Below are 14,417 nucleotides of genomic sequence, written 5' to 3'. Positions count from 1 at the left end.
GCTCGTGAGCCGCCGGCGACATCTCGCCGCCTCATGGTACACTTTAGCTTGTGACATCCCCTCAAAAAGTAGTGCGACGCTACCCGTTCACCTTGGTGACCGCTGTCGCATTGCTTACTGTCGCTTGGTACTCGAACACGCATCGTTTGGCGTTGTCTGACGATCTGCTCCACCGCTTCGGTTATGCGCCTCGTCATCTGCCCGACTTCTTTCAGTGGCCGCGTTTCTTGACCTCGATATTTTTCACGAAAGGCGCCAGTGCGTTCTGGGCGTCGCTTCTAATGCTCACAGCGATCGTCGGAACGACGGAACGGTACATTGGTTCCCTCAGGACAGCTGCTGTATTCTTTGGCGTCCATGTAGCGACGCTGTTTTCTGAGTATCTGCTAGTGATCGCACCGTTGAGGTCGATAGGGCATCCGATCGGTGACTCGCTGCACGCAGCGCATGACATCGGGCCGTCTGCCGGCTACTACGGCTGCCTGGGAGTATTGCTGGCTCGGCCGATGAGGTATCGCACGCTTGCCATTTCCATCGTTCTGCTAGTGACTGCGTTGCGCATCGCGTGGTCGCTCCACTCGTCAAGCGATCTGGCGGAAAGCCTTCCTGCCGATCTCGCGCACCTCATCGCATTTATGCTAGGAGCGATTGTATCGGCTTTCGTTGATAAGAATTACCGCCCACACTGAAAGTTCGCCGCTAACACGAGGCGAATTTGGCGTGTCACTAACTGTTGGCGTTGATTGCCGAGCGATAGAACCAGCGTTTGGCAACTTCAACTGAGCCGACATAGGCAGCAACAATTGTCATTAGCACAACAATGAGAGTGGGCGGAAGCGGCACGAAGCCTAGCGTGCCTGTCCACGCCAAGAATGGCAAGATGAAAGCGGCACTGATCATCAACGCATTGGCCAACGACAAGAGCCGACCAGGTTGGCTTTTCCAGAATGGACGCCGCGTGCGTACGACTACAACGACAAGGCATGCGGAGATGAGTGATTCAAAGAACCACGCCGTACGAAACAGTTCTTTGTTACCGCCCATCTTCAATAGAACGCAAAACGTCACGAAATCGAAGAGAGAGCTTAGCGGTCCGAAGACAATCATGAATCTCCGGATAAACGCGATATCCCAGCGACGGGGAACGGCAAGAAGCTCATCGTCCACGCGGTCGTTGGCAATCGCCATTTCGGGAAAGTCGGTCATCAGATTCAGCAGCAGAATCTGTTTGGGCAAGAGCGGTAGAAATGGCAGGAACAGCGATGCTCCGGCCATACTGAACATGTTGCCGAAGTTGGCGCTCGTTGCCATGAAGACGTACTTCAGCGTATTGGCGAATGTCTCTCGCCCCGCACGGACTCCCTGCACCAATACATTTAGGTCGCGTTCTAGGAGGACGATGTCGGCCGCTTCCTTGGCGACATCGACCGCCTGATCTACCGAAATGCCAACGTCCGCGGCATGCAAGGCGGTCGCATCATTGATCCCATCCCCCAAATAACCGACGACTTCACCGGCCTTCTGAAGCGCCAGAATGATTCGCTCCTTCTGATTTGGCTCAATTTCTGCGAAGACATCCGTGTCGCGAACACGACTCAACAGTGCTTCGTCGCTAAGTTGGCGTAGATCGCCGCCGGTCAGTATGGACGACGTGGCGAGCCCCACCTGCTTCGCAACATGTTCCGCCACGTGGGAATTGTCGCCAGTGACCATCTTAAGTGTGATCCCTAGCCCATTGATTTGAGAGATCGTATCCGCGATCCCTTCCTTGGGTGGATCCTGTAGCACCAGAAACCCCAGAAAGGTCATCTCGCGTTCCATCTGGTTGGTCCGCTCGCCGCCAGGCAAACTCGCGCCATAGCGGCATTCGGCGATGCCCAACGTGCGAAAGCCCTGTGCGCTCAATTCACAATACTGACGGTGGACGGCCCCCTCGTAAGTCGACAGTTCACCGCACGACTCATCGCTCAGCTTCACGCTCGAACAGGCGCTAAGCACGTTATCAACTGCGCCTTTGCTAATGAGCAAGTATTCCCCGTCAGACTCTACGAGAACGCTGAGCCGCTTACGAATAAAGTCGTACGGGAACTCGTCAACTTTTCGGTAAGTGGCGTCGAGAGTCTGTTGCTTGCGGATGGCTTCATCGATTGGGTTGGCGAAGCCGGCCTGCAGCCATGCATTGATGGCAGCAGCGCGAAGAGTGGCGTCGCAGGGGGTTCCGGCAGGATCTAGCGCTGAGTGGACGCTAATAATTCCCGTCGTCAACGTTCCTGTCTTGTCGCTGCAAAGTACGTTCATGCTGCCGAAGTTCTCGATGGACGATAATCGCTTGACAATCACTTTGAGCTTGGCCATTTGTCGAGCGCCTTGTGCGAGATTGACGCTGATGATCGCCGGGAGCAACTGGGGCGTGAGCCCGACAGCGAGCGCTAAGGCGAACATCAATGCTTCGAGTACGTCGCGCTTGAACAAAACATTGGCGGCGAAAATCACGACGAGTAATGCCATCGTGACTTCAAGAAGTAGATTTCCAAGATGACGAATGCCTCGCTCGAACTCCGTCTCGGGAGGACGAAGTTCAAGCCGTTGAGAGATGCGGCCGAACTCGGTGGCAGATCCGTTCTGGATCACCAGCGCCTGAGCAAACCCGCTAACCACATGGGTTCCCGCTAAGAGCGTATTGCTTCGCTGAGAAAGTAAGGCATCGGCGGGAACAACTCCGGCCCGCTTCTCTACAGGAAACGATTCGCCGGTGAGGGTCGCTTCGTCGACATGCAGTTCACTGCATTCGATGAGCAGACAGTCACCAGGAATCGTCGTCCCGGCCGACAATTCAACCACGTCTCCTGGCACGACCTGATCGGTCGGAATCTCGATTCGTCGGCTGTCTCTGAGAACAACGCTTTTCGTCGACACGAGCGCTAAGAGTTTCTCCAACGCGCCGGCCGCCCCCCACTCTTGCCAGAAACCTAAAAAGGCTCCTGCAAAAACAATTATCAAGACGATGAGGGCGTCAACATGATCATGCAAGAGGATCGAAAGCGTCGCTGTTCCAATCAAAAGAAGTGTGATGGGGCTCTTAAATTGTGAAAGAAACAGCCTCAGGCGCCGATGTCTCTTCCGCACGGGTCGTCGCGCTATTTGTGATCGATAGCGATCCTCTGCAACGAGTGCCGAAAGCCCGTAGCGAGTGCTTTGCAGCCACAGCATCTGCTGATCAACTGTCGAAGCCCAGAAAGCTGTGTCTTGCGGATTATCGTTCATTACGTGTTACGTTTGCGTGTGGTCCGCGGCGTATTGTCCGCGACAGTGAGAGCGACGTTCCGAGCTATGGCCGTCGAGCGCGATCGAGCGGATGCGAGAAGAACCGCACTTGTCCCTTTCCCTCAGGCAACCACGCACCTGAGTGCCGGTCGAAACCAGTGGCCAGATCAGTTGAGCGATAGTTGTCAAAACCCGCTTGCGTAATCTGTGGCCCGCAGGCTTCGACGCATATGACTCGCTTTTCGTTCGGCCTCACGACAGCAATGTGCCCAGGCAGTTTGGGATCCGAGTTCTTGAATACGGCAACGACGAGCGAACCAGAGTTGGCCAGTTTTTGTGCGGCAAGCGGACCGCTCACGGATTGCCAGCCAGCTTTTCGGCCGCCAGGACTCAAAATCCAATCGAATTGTGCGTCGGCCAAGAGGACGTGCGAGTGCTCCGGCGGATGCAGTAGATAAACGCCCAAGTGGTCGGCGGCAGCTGCCGCAAAGGCACTGCAATGGGTTTCGTTTTCCGCGAGAGGAGTCTGGTCCTTTTCCAAATCACTGGCTATTGGCTTGCCTGTACGCCAAGCGATTCGCAAGTCGCTGCGAAGCCACCGATGTTCGACATCAAGTTGATCAAGTGTGGCCGCGAGCGACGATCCCGCCGGCGACATCAGGACCCAGGCCGAACTTGAGACGCAACATCGTTGATCGCCCGATTCGCCGGCGGGGGCGAATCGCTCACCACCAACAACTACGATGATCGTGACCACGACTTTCGTCAGAACGATCGCAAGCATACTCTTTGACAATGATCGAGATCGATCGCCTTGATTCATCGGCACGTCACCCCTGCACATTCGTAAATGTCGTCGATCTACTCGCGCCGTCTACTTCAATCGCGCGCGTTGCGGACTCCAGACCTCGTTGTTCAAACTGAAAGTCTCCGACATGAATCATCCCTCGCTCAAGAAATGCGTCGCCTGCGGTCTTTCAAAACCAACTTCGCATATGATGCCAGGAGATCTCGTTAGAGCCCCCATCGCAGCCCTCATTACGGCCGACCATCCGCAATGGAGCACGGATCAGTATATCTGCCTGGACGACCTGAATCGCTATCGCGCGACTCAAATCGAGAAATCGCTGACGGCAGAACGGGGCGAATTGTCAGCGCTGGAGCAGGAGGTGGTCGATAGCCTGCGTGAGCATGAACTGCTTACAGAGAACGTCGATGAAGAGTTTGCAGGACAGCGAACGCTCGGCGACAGGCTTTCCGATCAGCTCGCTGCCTTCGGAGGCAGCTGGACGTTTCTGATTGTATTTGCAGCCGGCATGGCCACGTGGATCGGCGTCAATGCCGTTGTCCTTCGCAACGAGGCGTTTGACGCTTACCCTTTTATCCTCCTTAACCTTGTTCTCTCCTTCATCGCCGCGATCCAGGCTCCGGTGATTATGATGAGCCAAAACCGCCAAGAGGCGAGAGATCGGATGCGTGCTGAACACGACTACCGCATCAATCTCAAAGCGGAACTCGAAATTCGCCATCTTCACGTGAAACTGGATGAACTGATGTCTCACCAATGGGAGCGAATGATGGAGATCCAGCAGATGGAGGTCGAACTGATGACGGAGATCTGCAGCAAGAACAAGCGATGAGCAGTTCAATGAAGCCAAAGCGTCCTTCGTATGCCGCGCCAATCGCTCGGTAAAGTGATTCCAATGACGGAACACCGAATGCCGTGCTAGACTACGGGGTTCTAGCTTTGGTTGCTGAAGCTCTCGAATAGTGACTTTTCACCTTCGCAGCAATCTGATGTTCGGTCATGTCATCAGCTGATTCCAGCTCAACCAAGACATTGAGCTTCTTGGCGTGAAGTCGCTTCAAGAGTTCGCTCTTCGCCTCGCCAGGGCCGAAGATCAAGACGGATTCACGGCCTCGAATCGCGTCAATCACATCATCATAGAATGCGTTAAGGTCCCTCTCCTGCCTTCGTTGAAGCTTATCTTCGGCAACGAACACCCCCGGCTTGCAAGGGTGTTGAGGATGCGACCCCCGCACAGTTCGGATCTGCTGTCCAATGTCGAAGGGGATCGTTTGAATCGTCTGCTCAGCGTCGGAGTGCAAGACGACGACGGCGCGTTGATGATCAATCCACAGCCCTGCTTGAGTTGACATGGCAATGCTTCCTCTCTGGCAGCCTCGACGGGCGCCTTCTGTTCATTCTTGATTGGGATTTTAGGTTTTTTATTCCGTCTGTTTTGGACAATCGGAAATCATTCAGACGCAGCCCAAGGGCCGTGGCGCCTCTTGATCACGCTCGTGATAGGCCGTCACTTTCGCAGTATCAGCACCGGGCAATTCGCGGTACGAACCACTCGTTCGGCGACCGAACCCAACAGGAGATGCTTGAGCCCGGTCCAGCCATGCGACGGCATGACGATCAGCCCTGCTTTTAGGTCCGCCGCGATTCGGACAATCTCGATTCCAGGATTTCCCGTAATCACTCTCAGGTTGACGCCGTGATATATGGAGTCCGCGTACCTCGCTTTTAATGCAGTTAGCAGTTCGTGGCGATTTGCCTCATCGCTCATCGCATCGCCGATGATGAGCGGCTCGGCAAACACAAAAGGCGCCATCACGTGAACGACGGTGACGTGAGTCGAATCGCCCGAGAGTTCAATCGCTGTTCTCAGGCTCCTGTCTGATTCTTCGGAGAAATCGACAGGTGCAATGATCTGACAGTCATGAAAATCCCTCATGTGATTCGTCCAACTGCACTGGCGCTATTTGAATTGAAACCACGGGCGCGGATGCGATTCACATCGGCGACTCTAAGGCTTTCATGAGCTTCAGCCACTGCAGCATCACGGCGCGATGATGCCGCTTGACCCGCTCATGCCGTTCTTCCTGGACCTGATGCACTGTCACTTCGTGAGCATGGTGATCAGCGAAGGGAGGCTGCTCGTCGCAGTCACCCTGCTTCACTGCGACGATATGTTCTTCCTTGCTGAGCAGTTCGTCGTACTGAAAGATGGCCGTTGCTTGTTCAGTCAACGCCCGGTCATGAGCCGTCAACGCCGATTCCAATCGAGGTACTTCCGTCTTGACAAGGTAGAATTCGTATTGCCACGCTCGTACTTCGTCTCGCCTCAGGGCGTTTTCGGAACGCCAGTCGAGGTGCTCTTGATGCGTCGTTTCCTATAGGTTCTGCGTCATCGTTCAAGCCTCCGTCGTAGCGTCATTACTCCCACTCTATAACTCACGCCAGAAAGGACCGTCGCTGCGGTGGCACGTCGCAGCGACGGTTGGCATCCTACTCATGTACCTTGATCTTGCGACACTTTTCATCGGCGCACTTCTGCAGCGTGACGGCGAGGACGCCGTTTCGGAACTTGGCGTCGACCTTCTCCTCGACGACGTGAGTCGGTAGTGCGACGGATCGGGAGAAACTGCCGCTGCGGCGCTCGATGCGATGGAACGTCGCCACATCTTCTTTCTGTTCTTCTTCGCGGGCGCCGCTGATGGTGAGGACATTGTTGTTCAGCTGGACGTTGATCTCATCGGTCGTAAATCCGGGCAAATCCATTCGCACCTCGACGGTCTTTGCCGTCTCGGTAAGATCAAGCGCGGGCGCCATTTGCATGGCGAACCATCCGGGGGCGCGTTCGCCTATAAGTTGGTTCCATAGCCCTTCGAACTCTTCGCGTACAGCCTGCATCGGCTCCCATGCTTTCACCGCGCGAGGCTCTCTCTTCGAAATTGCAGTTGTCATCGTTTTTTCCTTAAAGTAGCTGACGCAGCTTCTTCTGCTCGCGCCGTTGGTTGACCCAAACTGAAATTATTAGCGACACGACTGGGCGATCGCGACCAGCGTGGCGACGAAGCTCGCCACGATTAGAAACATCACAATCTGAGGACTGAACATGTGCACCTCGCCCACGGCTCCTGCCTCTAAACGTTGCCCGCCCCTACTGTCAGTTCATTGTCGACTGCAACGACGCCAGGGGCGGCCCAAGCGATTCGCTCCGCTTCGGTGAACTCCGACCAGTTGTCGACGTTGCCTTTGAGCTTCACGAGGCCGCCGGTCGTATCGACGCGAACGTGCCCGGCGTCGATCTCTGCCTTGCGTTTGAAGGCCGCTTCAATCTTGCTCTTTACGTCAGCGGCCTTGGGTTTCAGCTTGCTTTCGATTGTCGTGTTATTAGTGACGCCCTTGACCCCAATCAGGCAGCACACGGCTTCTTGCGCGGCTTGCCGCTGATACTGCCAATCAAGGGCTCCGTCGAGCGTAACCCATCCATCTCGGACCGTGACTTGCACTTTGTCGTTGGGAACTGAGGTGCTCCACTTAAGAGCATTTAGCGCTGCGGCCGCAATCTCCGGGTCGTTACGTTCACTTGCCCCCGGAAGCCTCACCTCTAGGTCATTGGCGACCGCCTTGACGCCAGCAATCGACTTGGCGAGTTTTTCTGCTTCCGTCTTCTCCTCATAACGCGAAACCGTGCCTGTCAGTGCGATCACCCCTTGGCTGGCGGCGACTCCGATGTGCGACGATTCGATGCTTGGTTCCCATTCCAATTCATCGATTACGTCGCGTTTCAGTTGAGAGTCGGTCTTCATCGTATGGTCCTTCATTAAAGCGTGAGTTGTTTCGTGCGATCCACTTAGGTGAGCGGCAAATTGCATACCTGGAAGGTTGCAATCGCAGCGATCTTCTTGTTTCCCGGCAATCGCAACTTGCATCATCTCGCGCCCCCCCACTAGAGGCAGAGCGATTACGCACGCAGAACGCTGATTGTGGTCGCATCCGCACGATCGCCAATGCTTCATCATCCTTCGGCGGCGCGACCTTGATTGTGTAAAAGCCCGATGCGACGCGCTAGCGCCGCACCGGAAATTCATCGCCTTCGTCTAACGTGCCCGCGCTGCGGGACGCTGACCCACGCGAGCCGTAGTCGCCGCATTCGCTCTAAGCTGACTCATGATCTTTTTTGCTTCGGCCATGTGAGCCTCGGTCGTCTTCTCGGCCTCCGAGATCACCTTCTGGAGTTCAGGCGAAGCAAAGTTCTTGCTACCCCGCAGGTGGGCGAGCATGCCAATATGAGCCCCAACTTGCTGGCCGATAAAGGCCTGGTCAAACTCATTGCCCTTGTATTCGCTGAGTTCCTTCTCAGTAAGAGCTAGGCATTCGCTCTTGACTTGCTGCAATAGTGCGAGGGCCTGATGTTGATGCGCCGCCGTCGCCTTGCCGCCCTTATTGGCCGTGAGCTGCAGATCTGCAACCTCAGGAACCGCCTTCTTGATGCTCGCAATCGCACTGGTATGCGCGGCGGCCAATGCCTTGGCAAACTCCTTCACTTGAGCATGATCGGCATGCTGCTCCGCGAACTGGGCGAGCGCGACTTCTTCCTGATTTCCAAGCAGCATGCACGCCGCAATCTCGTGACTTAGGCCCTCATGTCCCGTCTCGTCAGCTGCCGTCGCCTTCAATGCGCCTGCGAAGCATAGTAACGATCCCAATACCGCTATGGCTGTGATTCTCATTTCGATTGAACTCCACTGATTTACTAGGGTGTTTCGTATCAATTAGCAACAGCTCATCCTTAGCAACTCCTTTCATTGACATCGCAATCTACCGCGTGAAGTTGTAACATCGTGCTTCTGGCGGTAACGATATGAGACAAGCCTTGCCGCGATGACAGACTCCGCAATGCACGTGCCTTTGCTGTTGGCGAGCGAATCTATAGACGACTCATAGCTCCATGTCGCTAAGCGAAATAGAGTGCACATCCGAAACGCGATGTGATGCGAAGCGAGTCGCAATGATCTTTAGACGATCAGATGATGCTCTTCACGGCATCGGCAAGAACCGCTTGCTCAGATGACGGCGCCAACTCGCAGGTTGTCACTTCGGCATATGGCAGAGCCGTGAGGCACTGAGAGAGCAGGCCAATGAAGCTGCCGCTCAGCAAGCATGCGGCGCGCACCCGGCCGTATCCGAGTAGAACCCGAACCAAACGTTCCAGATAGACCGCTTGATACGCGGTAAGATCATTGCCGGACAGGATGTCATCAGCGGCTTTTACGGCCACGGCGTCTTCGAGCGACCTGCAGGCGACCATCTCACCGGTTAAGAACACTTCAAATTCATCGCTAGCGCAAATCAAGTGGTTCTGATGCATGTCGACGACCCTCCATCACGGGGGACATGAGACAACGCTGATTGTCACGCTCGCTTCTTCGGGGCGTAAGTACTAATCAGCCACATTGCATCTATTTAATGCAACTCGTCCGAGTAATTATCGAGGGTTAGCGAGTGACGAGCCTATCGCTTCTTCGATTCGCGGCATTCAGGAGCAGTGACGAGGGTGAAAACGAGAATCTCCTCAGCCGTCTTTGTGCTGATATCGTGGTGCAAAGACACCACTTTCACTTCAGTCACTGTCTCAATCATCGCCTCCATCACTGGTCGCGCAGTCTCGATTAAGTGTGTGCGGACCTGCTTCAGCAGGTCCCGTCCTTTCTCAGCAGGAAGCGATGCCACCAGATGCTGCTCCGCAGCGGTTAGTACGCCTTGAAGTCGAACGATAACGACATCTCCCAATAGATGTGCGCGAATGTCCTTCGGGCCACGCCCCATGTATTCCAGTTCAAAACGCGAGATTCCTTCGCAAATCCCTGCTTCGATTTCTCCGATCGATTTCATGATAACACTCACAGATGACTGCCGTTCTGCGTCGTTTCATCGCTCTCGTCGGCGGTCGGACAATCGAATAATGCAGACTACACGCCGGACTAAGGGAATCAAAGCGCCAGGTTACAAGAAAGTATAACTAGTTGGGGGGTATCTATTATGTGTCACCTGGTCTACAGTTCGTTCGTTGAGTCAATCGCACAAGCACCGATCTCGCGCACAGCGTTTCGCCTGCCAAGTGAATGAACTCAGTCATCGGAAGACTAGATAAAGAGCAGTTCGGGTAGGCCCGAAAGGCTCGTTAACCAGTAAGCCGACGTGTTGGAATGCCTTCGTGGCATTCGGGCACGTCGGCTTTTTTCGTTATTAACCGCAATGACGCGGCCAATAACCAAGGGATGCTCCACCGTGCCCCCGTCCGAATTATCAGCTGCAGAACAGATCGCGCAACTAGCCAAGGCCATGCAACAGCAGCGTACCGGCTACGCTCCCAAGGCTGTTACCGTCGTGATGGGAGAGGACACGCTCGTGGTGACGCTACTCGACGCGCTGTCGCCGGCGGAGAAGACATTGGCGCAAACTCCAGAGGGAATGGCGCAGGTGCAGGAGTATCACCGCAGGCTATTCGCGAGCAGTGACGACGAAATGCGACGCGAAATTGCCCGTATCACGGGGCGAGAAGTGCGCGAGGCAGCCGCCGAGGTCGATACGTCAACGGGAACCGTGATTCATGCATTTACGTCGGGTGCGATGGTGCAAGTCTACTTGCTTGCTCCGCCGGTCGCTGGCAACGAAGTACAAACTCCTGCGAATTGATGCTGAGCGATCCGAATTCGGCATGGTGAAAGATGCGTTATATCAATTGTGAATGGAATCACTCGATGCGTTGCGATTCACAGCTGCGCCAGGATGTGAGGGACGAATTGGATTGGGACCCGAGCGTACGCGCTGATCGCATTGGCGTCGCGTCTATCGGCGGCGTGGTAAAGCTGACGGGAGATTCGCCAACGTACGCAGAGAATATGGCGGCCGAGCGTCTTGCAAAATCGATAGCTGGAGTCATGGGAGTCATTAATGACCTTGAGGTGCGACTGTCGCAGGTAGATTGGCGAAGCGACCGAGAAATCTCTGGCGCCGCGGCAGATGCGATTAGATGGCGAGCTTCGCTACTTGTCGGCAACGTTCAAGCGGCAGTTCGCAGCGGCTGGATCACCTTGAAAGGATGCGTTGATTGGCAGTTCCAGCGGCGGGAAGCTCATCAAGCGGTGTGCAACCTAATCGGCGTGCAAGGAATTATCAATCGCATCGAGCTTCACCTTCTTCCTCATTCGACGGATATCAAAGAGAAGATTGAAGCCGCCTTCCGGAGAAGGGCATGGTTAGCGGACGATCATGTGCGCGTGGGCGCTGAAAGCGGCGCAATCACACTTCAAGGCGATGTTGATTCTTGGTCGGAGTCTAGCGAGGCGGAGCGAATCGCCTGGGGAGCGGCGGGAGTAACTTGGGTCGACAATGAGTTGAACATCGGCGCTGCGAGCTACGGATGATGCACCTTAAGAACCTCGAACACATTATGAGCATTCTGCCATTAGTCTTGATCTTGCTGGTTGGGATTTTTGTCGCCGCGTTGGTCAGCATTGGCGACTCAAGTCATTAGTGTAGTGAGGCCCTAGATGCCGCCGCTCAGGTGCTGCCCAAGCGTCTCACGACGGAATTCGACACAGACGACCATCGCACGCTAAGCGTTGCAGCCGTGTCATACCCTTCAATCGATGTGTTCCAGAACCATAGTTCTTTAGGAGAAACTAACATGCGACACCTTTCGTACCTACTCGCGGCCGCGTTCTGCGTTACTGCATGCGCCAGTGCGAACGCCGTGGACCCTCTGAGCAAGCCTGGTCAAGCCATTAAGGGTACCTCGCAAGAGTATCGTCACCACGCGATGTACTTGCGGCATCGCCACACTGGAGAGTACGCCGGAACTCTTCATGAGCATGCCATGTATCATGCGGCGAGCAACACCGAGATCTCCCAGCCGGTCGCGATCGATCAAGTGAACGAGATTGAACACCAACTCCAGGCAGCGGAAAAGCAGCTCACCGAGCTTGAGGCCTCCCTTACCGCCGCCGAGAAAGCAGCAGCGAAGGATCATCTGGCGGCCATTCATCAGCAGCATGCGCTAGCCGCCAAGCACGTCGCTGAATTGAAGTCGGAGATTGCCAAGCCGAAACCAGCACCCGCCAAAGTTGCCGAGCAGGCCGAGGCGGTGCAGAAGGCCGCCGCAACGGCCGGCGAAGCTCACGATTCAATTATGAAGTCGCAAGGCGTGACGCCGCCCAAAGCAGCGGCTGAGAACTCCATCGTCGTCAAGAAATAGTCGCTTCTCTCGCCGCGTCGGCAGGGAAGCCAGGCCCATTTTCACTTGGGCGAATCATTTGGCTGCAGCGATCACGATCATGACCTGATCCACGAGCTGAGCCGTCGCCGCAATTCGATGAGTCGCTATGACCAGTATCTTGCCAACGCCGAATAGCGAGAGGGATTGAAGAAGTTGTGGAGCGACATGAAGTTGCAAGAGCAGGAGAACGTCAAGCGACTGAGGGAGTTGGTCGCGGTAGAGGTGCGCAACGCCTGTTTCTGGATTAACGGAAAAATCATCGAAGGGAAAATCGAATGACCTGTTCATTGTTAGTTGTGGATGACGAACCTGATCTGCTATTCGCGATGACGCAACTTCTTCATCGACGAGGCTACCGAGTCGCGGGGGCGTCTACTCCGCAACAAGCTCTAGCCGTCATCAGTCGGCGCGAGATTCAAATCGCCTTGCTCGATCTGAGTCTCACGGGAATGGATGGCATCGAATTGATGCGGCGGATGAAACGAATGCAGCCTGACCTCCAGGTCATTATTCTCTCAGGCTATGACTATCCCTTGTGGAGAGCCAGAGAAGAAGGGGCGTTCGGAGTTATCACGAAGCCATGCGTACTGGCCCTGTTAGAAGGGATGATCACCCACGCATGTGAGCGAGGCGTTGACGAGTATCTGCCTTTCGATTCGCCATATTCGGCGAAGGTAGAGTGCGCACAATAATCATGGAAATAAGGAGACGATCAGATGGTCCTTCGAAATCCAGAACAGCCAGAACAGATCGCAGCTTCTGATGCGGAAACGGCCGTAGCCGTGTTCCGCTCGCACGAAAGAGCGGAAGAAGCGGTTCGCGAACTTCAGAGAAGCGGCTTCGACATGAAGAAGCTCTCGATCATCGGCAAAGATTATGCCACGGATGAGCATGTCGTCGGCTACTACAACGTAGGCAATCGCATGAAAGCCTGGGGGGCGATGGGCGCATTCTGGGGAGGGATCTGGGGAATGCTTCTCGGTTGGGCCTTTTTGATCATTCCCGGCCTAGGGCCGGTGCTGATCGCAGGACCGTTAGTCGGTTGGATCGTTGCCGGTTTGGAGGGCGCCGTGGTCGTCGGGGGCTTGAGCGCTCTAGGAGCTGCGCTCGTCAGCATAGGGATTCCGAAGGATAGCGTCCTGCAATACGAGTTGGACCTCAAGGCCGGCAGGTACCTCTTGATCGTCCACGGCACTCCGAACGAGGTGGCGTCAGCCAGGAGTCGCCTCAGGAAATCGGAACTCAAAGTCCATGCTGAACCCATCGCTGTTATGGGCTAGTCGAACCTTTTGAGTGGCCAATCGCGGTCGTTTCCTCCACATCTATCAGGAGAACGTGATGAACTCGACAAAGTTGACGTTGACGGTATTCACCCTTATCGCGAGCAGCACCCTATGCTCGGCGGCCGAGGCGCCCAAGGCTCCGGCAGCGACTGCGACGAAAGGCGAAAAGCCGCCAGCCTCGCCGGGATGGATCATTGTTGAAGAGGAAGTTTGGCGCCCTTTGCGCTTTGAGCCGCTTCGCTCCCTCGATATGGCGCGATCTCACTATCGTCGTAATGAGGAATCCGCGGCGGCAAACGAAATCGACAAAGCGACCAGTTGGTTGAAATTAGCCGAAAGCACTGCCTCCCCCGCTGATAAGGAAAAGTTGACCAGCGTTGCCAGTGAGCTATCGACGTTGGCGAAGGACATCCGATCCGGGGATATCGTGGCGGCGGAGAAACTCGACGGAGAACTTGGAAAGGCGGCTCAGGCACTCGCCGGTTGGCACTACAGTCGCGCTAAGGACGCGCAAGGAAAGAACAATGATGCGGACGCAGGGCACGATCTGGAGTTGGCGGCAGCCTATCTTCAGCATGCCGCGAACTCGGCGCACGTTGAGTTTGGTCCCGATGTTCAGGAAGTCATCACGAGAACCTACAGGCACGGCAAATTAACTTCCGAATCGGCTACCGTTCAGCATGACAATCTGGGTAAGGACCTGCAGCAGATCGAGAAAGCGATTCACGATCTGGGAGAACAGATGGTCAAAGCGGCAAAAGTCGCCAAGTCTTAGACGCTGCTCCTCCGGCCG

At 55.3% G+C, this 14,417-nt stretch carries 19 protein-coding genes; 8 read left to right on the top strand and 11 right to left on the bottom strand.

Features of this window, described 5'->3' with window-relative positions; genetic code table 11:
* The first annotated feature begins 71 nt into the window (after window positions 1-71).
* Window positions 72-689 (top strand): rhomboid family intramembrane serine protease, encoded by a 618-nt coding sequence (locus tag PLANPX_RS08300; protein ID WP_172991936.1) that lies wholly within the window; start codon window positions 72-74, stop codon window positions 687-689.
* A gap of 37 nt (window positions 690-726) precedes the next feature.
* Here PLANPX_RS08300 and mgtA read toward each other — a convergent pair whose 3' ends face one another.
* Complete coding sequence (mgtA, locus tag PLANPX_RS08295) at window positions 727-3,264, bottom strand: magnesium-translocating P-type ATPase (protein WP_152098280.1); 2,538 nt, start codon at window positions 3,262-3,264, stop codon at window positions 727-729.
* Window positions 3,265-3,328: 64 nt separating this feature from the next.
* Window positions 3,329-4,087, bottom strand: a complete 759-nt coding sequence (locus PLANPX_RS08290) for a hypothetical protein (RefSeq protein WP_152098279.1) — start codon at window positions 4,085-4,087, stop codon at window positions 3,329-3,331.
* Window positions 4,088-4,199: 112 nt separating this feature from the next.
* Between PLANPX_RS08290 and PLANPX_RS08285 the strand changes: the two genes are divergently transcribed.
* Complete coding sequence (locus tag PLANPX_RS08285) at window positions 4,200-4,904, top strand: DUF1003 domain-containing protein (RefSeq protein ID WP_152098278.1); 705 nt, start codon at window positions 4,200-4,202, stop codon at window positions 4,902-4,904.
* A gap of 91 nt (window positions 4,905-4,995) precedes the next feature.
* Here PLANPX_RS08285 and PLANPX_RS08280 read toward each other — a convergent pair whose 3' ends face one another.
* The 8 genes from PLANPX_RS08280 to PLANPX_RS08245 all read right to left on the bottom strand — a co-directional run bounded on the left by PLANPX_RS08280 (window position 4,996) and on the right by PLANPX_RS08245 (window position 9,955).
* Complete coding sequence (locus tag PLANPX_RS08280; RefSeq protein ID WP_152098277.1) at window positions 4,996-5,424, bottom strand: hypothetical protein; 429 nt, start codon at window positions 5,422-5,424, stop codon at window positions 4,996-4,998.
* 155 nt (window positions 5,425-5,579) lie between these two features.
* The gene (locus PLANPX_RS08275; RefSeq protein WP_152098276.1) at window positions 5,580-6,008 is read right to left on the bottom strand and encodes a universal stress protein; all 429 of its coding nucleotides are present in this window, start codon (window positions 6,006-6,008) and stop codon (window positions 5,580-5,582) included.
* 58 nt (window positions 6,009-6,066) lie between these two features.
* Window positions 6,067-6,336, bottom strand: a complete 270-nt coding sequence (locus tag PLANPX_RS08270) for a hypothetical protein (RefSeq protein ID WP_152098275.1) — start codon at window positions 6,334-6,336, stop codon at window positions 6,067-6,069.
* A 226-nt stretch (window positions 6,337-6,562) separates the two neighbouring features.
* Window positions 6,563-7,021, bottom strand: a complete 459-nt coding sequence (locus PLANPX_RS08265) for an Hsp20/alpha crystallin family protein (protein WP_152098274.1) — start codon at window positions 7,019-7,021, stop codon at window positions 6,563-6,565.
* Between the two features lie 179 nt (window positions 7,022-7,200).
* Window positions 7,201-7,869, bottom strand: coding sequence for a BON domain-containing protein (locus PLANPX_RS08260; RefSeq protein ID WP_198421858.1), 669 nt, complete (start codon window positions 7,867-7,869; stop codon window positions 7,201-7,203).
* Window positions 7,870-8,160: 291 nt separating this feature from the next.
* The gene (locus PLANPX_RS08255; RefSeq protein WP_152098272.1) at window positions 8,161-8,793 is read right to left on the bottom strand and encodes a DUF4142 domain-containing protein; all 633 of its coding nucleotides are present in this window, start codon (window positions 8,791-8,793) and stop codon (window positions 8,161-8,163) included.
* A gap of 293 nt (window positions 8,794-9,086) precedes the next feature.
* Window positions 9,087-9,431: a hypothetical protein gene (locus PLANPX_RS08250; protein ID WP_152098271.1), complete on the bottom strand. Its 345-nt coding sequence runs from the start codon at window positions 9,429-9,431 to the stop codon at window positions 9,087-9,089.
* A gap of 143 nt (window positions 9,432-9,574) precedes the next feature.
* The gene (locus PLANPX_RS08245) at window positions 9,575-9,955 is read right to left on the bottom strand and encodes a DUF2294 domain-containing protein (RefSeq protein ID WP_152098270.1); all 381 of its coding nucleotides are present in this window, start codon (window positions 9,953-9,955) and stop codon (window positions 9,575-9,577) included.
* 363 nt (window positions 9,956-10,318) lie between these two features.
* Between PLANPX_RS08245 and PLANPX_RS08240 the strand changes: the two genes are divergently transcribed.
* The 3 genes from PLANPX_RS08240 to PLANPX_RS08230 all read left to right on the top strand — a co-directional run bounded on the left by PLANPX_RS08240 (window position 10,319) and on the right by PLANPX_RS08230 (window position 12,320).
* Complete coding sequence (locus PLANPX_RS08240) at window positions 10,319-10,759, top strand: DUF2294 domain-containing protein (protein WP_152098269.1); 441 nt, start codon at window positions 10,319-10,321, stop codon at window positions 10,757-10,759.
* A 32-nt stretch (window positions 10,760-10,791) separates the two neighbouring features.
* The gene (locus tag PLANPX_RS08235; RefSeq protein WP_152098268.1) at window positions 10,792-11,490 is read left to right on the top strand and encodes a BON domain-containing protein; all 699 of its coding nucleotides are present in this window, start codon (window positions 10,792-10,794) and stop codon (window positions 11,488-11,490) included.
* A 263-nt stretch (window positions 11,491-11,753) separates the two neighbouring features.
* A complete protein-coding gene (locus tag PLANPX_RS08230; protein WP_152098267.1) occupies window positions 11,754-12,320 on the top strand; it encodes a hypothetical protein in 567 nt (188 codons plus the stop codon).
* Between the two features lie 54 nt (window positions 12,321-12,374).
* On the opposite strand, the gene PLANPX_RS08225 is transcribed toward PLANPX_RS08230, so the two are convergent.
* Window positions 12,375-12,629: a hypothetical protein gene (locus PLANPX_RS08225; protein ID WP_152098266.1), complete on the bottom strand. Its 255-nt coding sequence runs from the start codon at window positions 12,627-12,629 to the stop codon at window positions 12,375-12,377.
* Between PLANPX_RS08225 and PLANPX_RS08220 the strand changes: the two genes are divergently transcribed.
* Genes PLANPX_RS08220 through PLANPX_RS08210 form a run of 3 tightly spaced genes read left to right on the top strand, consistent with a single transcriptional unit; the run spans window position 12,617 to window position 14,399 of the window.
* Entirely contained in the window at window positions 12,617-13,033 is a 417-nt protein-coding gene (locus PLANPX_RS08220; RefSeq protein ID WP_152098265.1) for a response regulator, read from the top strand. The two genes, PLANPX_RS08225 and PLANPX_RS08220, sit on opposite strands and share 13 nt — an antisense overlap.
* Before the next feature lie 24 nt (window positions 13,034-13,057).
* The gene (locus tag PLANPX_RS08215; protein WP_152098264.1) at window positions 13,058-13,621 is read left to right on the top strand and encodes a general stress protein; all 564 of its coding nucleotides are present in this window, start codon (window positions 13,058-13,060) and stop codon (window positions 13,619-13,621) included.
* A 58-nt stretch (window positions 13,622-13,679) separates the two neighbouring features.
* On the top strand, window positions 13,680-14,399 hold the full coding sequence (locus tag PLANPX_RS08210) for a hypothetical protein (protein ID WP_152098263.1): 720 nt from the start codon (window positions 13,680-13,682) through the stop codon (window positions 14,397-14,399).
* The last annotated feature ends 18 nt before the right edge of the window (window positions 14,400-14,417 follow it).

The sequence above is a fragment of the Lacipirellula parvula genome, assembly GCF_009177095.1.
Lineage (GTDB): Bacteria > Planctomycetota > Planctomycetia > Pirellulales > Lacipirellulaceae > Lacipirellula > Lacipirellula parvula.
The sequence above is the reverse complement of the archived record's forward strand: the minus strand, read 5'-3'. Positions and strand labels throughout refer to the sequence as shown.

Bases quoted from the DNA above. Each gene is read 5' to 3' on its own strand.
- PLANPX_RS08255 (WP_152098272.1), bottom strand. From the start codon at position 8,793: ATGAGAATCACAGCCATAGCGGTATTGGGATCGTTACTATGCTTCGCA.
- PLANPX_RS08225 (WP_152098266.1), bottom strand. From the start codon at position 12,629: ATGAACAGGTCATTCGATTTTCCCTTCGATGATTTTTCCGTTAATCCA.
- PLANPX_RS08245 (WP_152098270.1), bottom strand. From the start codon at position 9,955: ATGAAATCGATCGGAGAAATCGAAGCAGGGATTTGCGAAGGAATCTCG.
- PLANPX_RS08290 (WP_152098279.1), bottom strand. From the start codon at position 4,087: ATGAATCAAGGCGATCGATCTCGATCATTGTCAAAGAGTATGCTTGCG.
- PLANPX_RS08265 (WP_152098274.1), bottom strand. From the start codon at position 7,021: ATGACAACTGCAATTTCGAAGAGAGAGCCTCGCGCGGTGAAAGCATGG.
- PLANPX_RS08210 (WP_152098263.1), top strand. From the start codon at position 13,680: ATGAACTCGACAAAGTTGACGTTGACGGTATTCACCCTTATCGCGAGC.
- PLANPX_RS08285 (WP_152098278.1), top strand. From the start codon at position 4,200: ATGAATCATCCCTCGCTCAAGAAATGCGTCGCCTGCGGTCTTTCAAAA.
- mgtA (WP_152098280.1), bottom strand. From the start codon at position 3,264: ATGAACGATAATCCGCAAGACACAGCTTTCTGGGCTTCGACAGTTGAT.
- PLANPX_RS08215 (WP_152098264.1), top strand. From the start codon at position 13,058: ATGGTCCTTCGAAATCCAGAACAGCCAGAACAGATCGCAGCTTCTGAT.
- PLANPX_RS08250 (WP_152098271.1), bottom strand. From the start codon at position 9,431: ATGCATCAGAACCACTTGATTTGCGCTAGCGATGAATTTGAAGTGTTC.
- PLANPX_RS08260 (WP_198421858.1), bottom strand. From the start codon at position 7,869: ATGAAGACCGACTCTCAACTGAAACGCGACGTAATCGATGAATTGGAA.
- PLANPX_RS08275 (WP_152098276.1), bottom strand. From the start codon at position 6,008: ATGAGGGATTTTCATGACTGTCAGATCATTGCACCTGTCGATTTCTCC.
- PLANPX_RS08240 (WP_152098269.1), top strand. From the start codon at position 10,319: ATGACGCGGCCAATAACCAAGGGATGCTCCACCGTGCCCCCGTCCGAA.
- PLANPX_RS08220 (WP_152098265.1), top strand. From the start codon at position 12,617: ATGACCTGTTCATTGTTAGTTGTGGATGACGAACCTGATCTGCTATTC.
- PLANPX_RS08230 (WP_152098267.1), top strand. From the start codon at position 11,754: ATGCGACACCTTTCGTACCTACTCGCGGCCGCGTTCTGCGTTACTGCA.
- PLANPX_RS08280 (WP_152098277.1), bottom strand. From the start codon at position 5,424: ATGTCAACTCAAGCAGGGCTGTGGATTGATCATCAACGCGCCGTCGTC.
- PLANPX_RS08235 (WP_152098268.1), top strand. From the start codon at position 10,792: ATGCGTTATATCAATTGTGAATGGAATCACTCGATGCGTTGCGATTCA.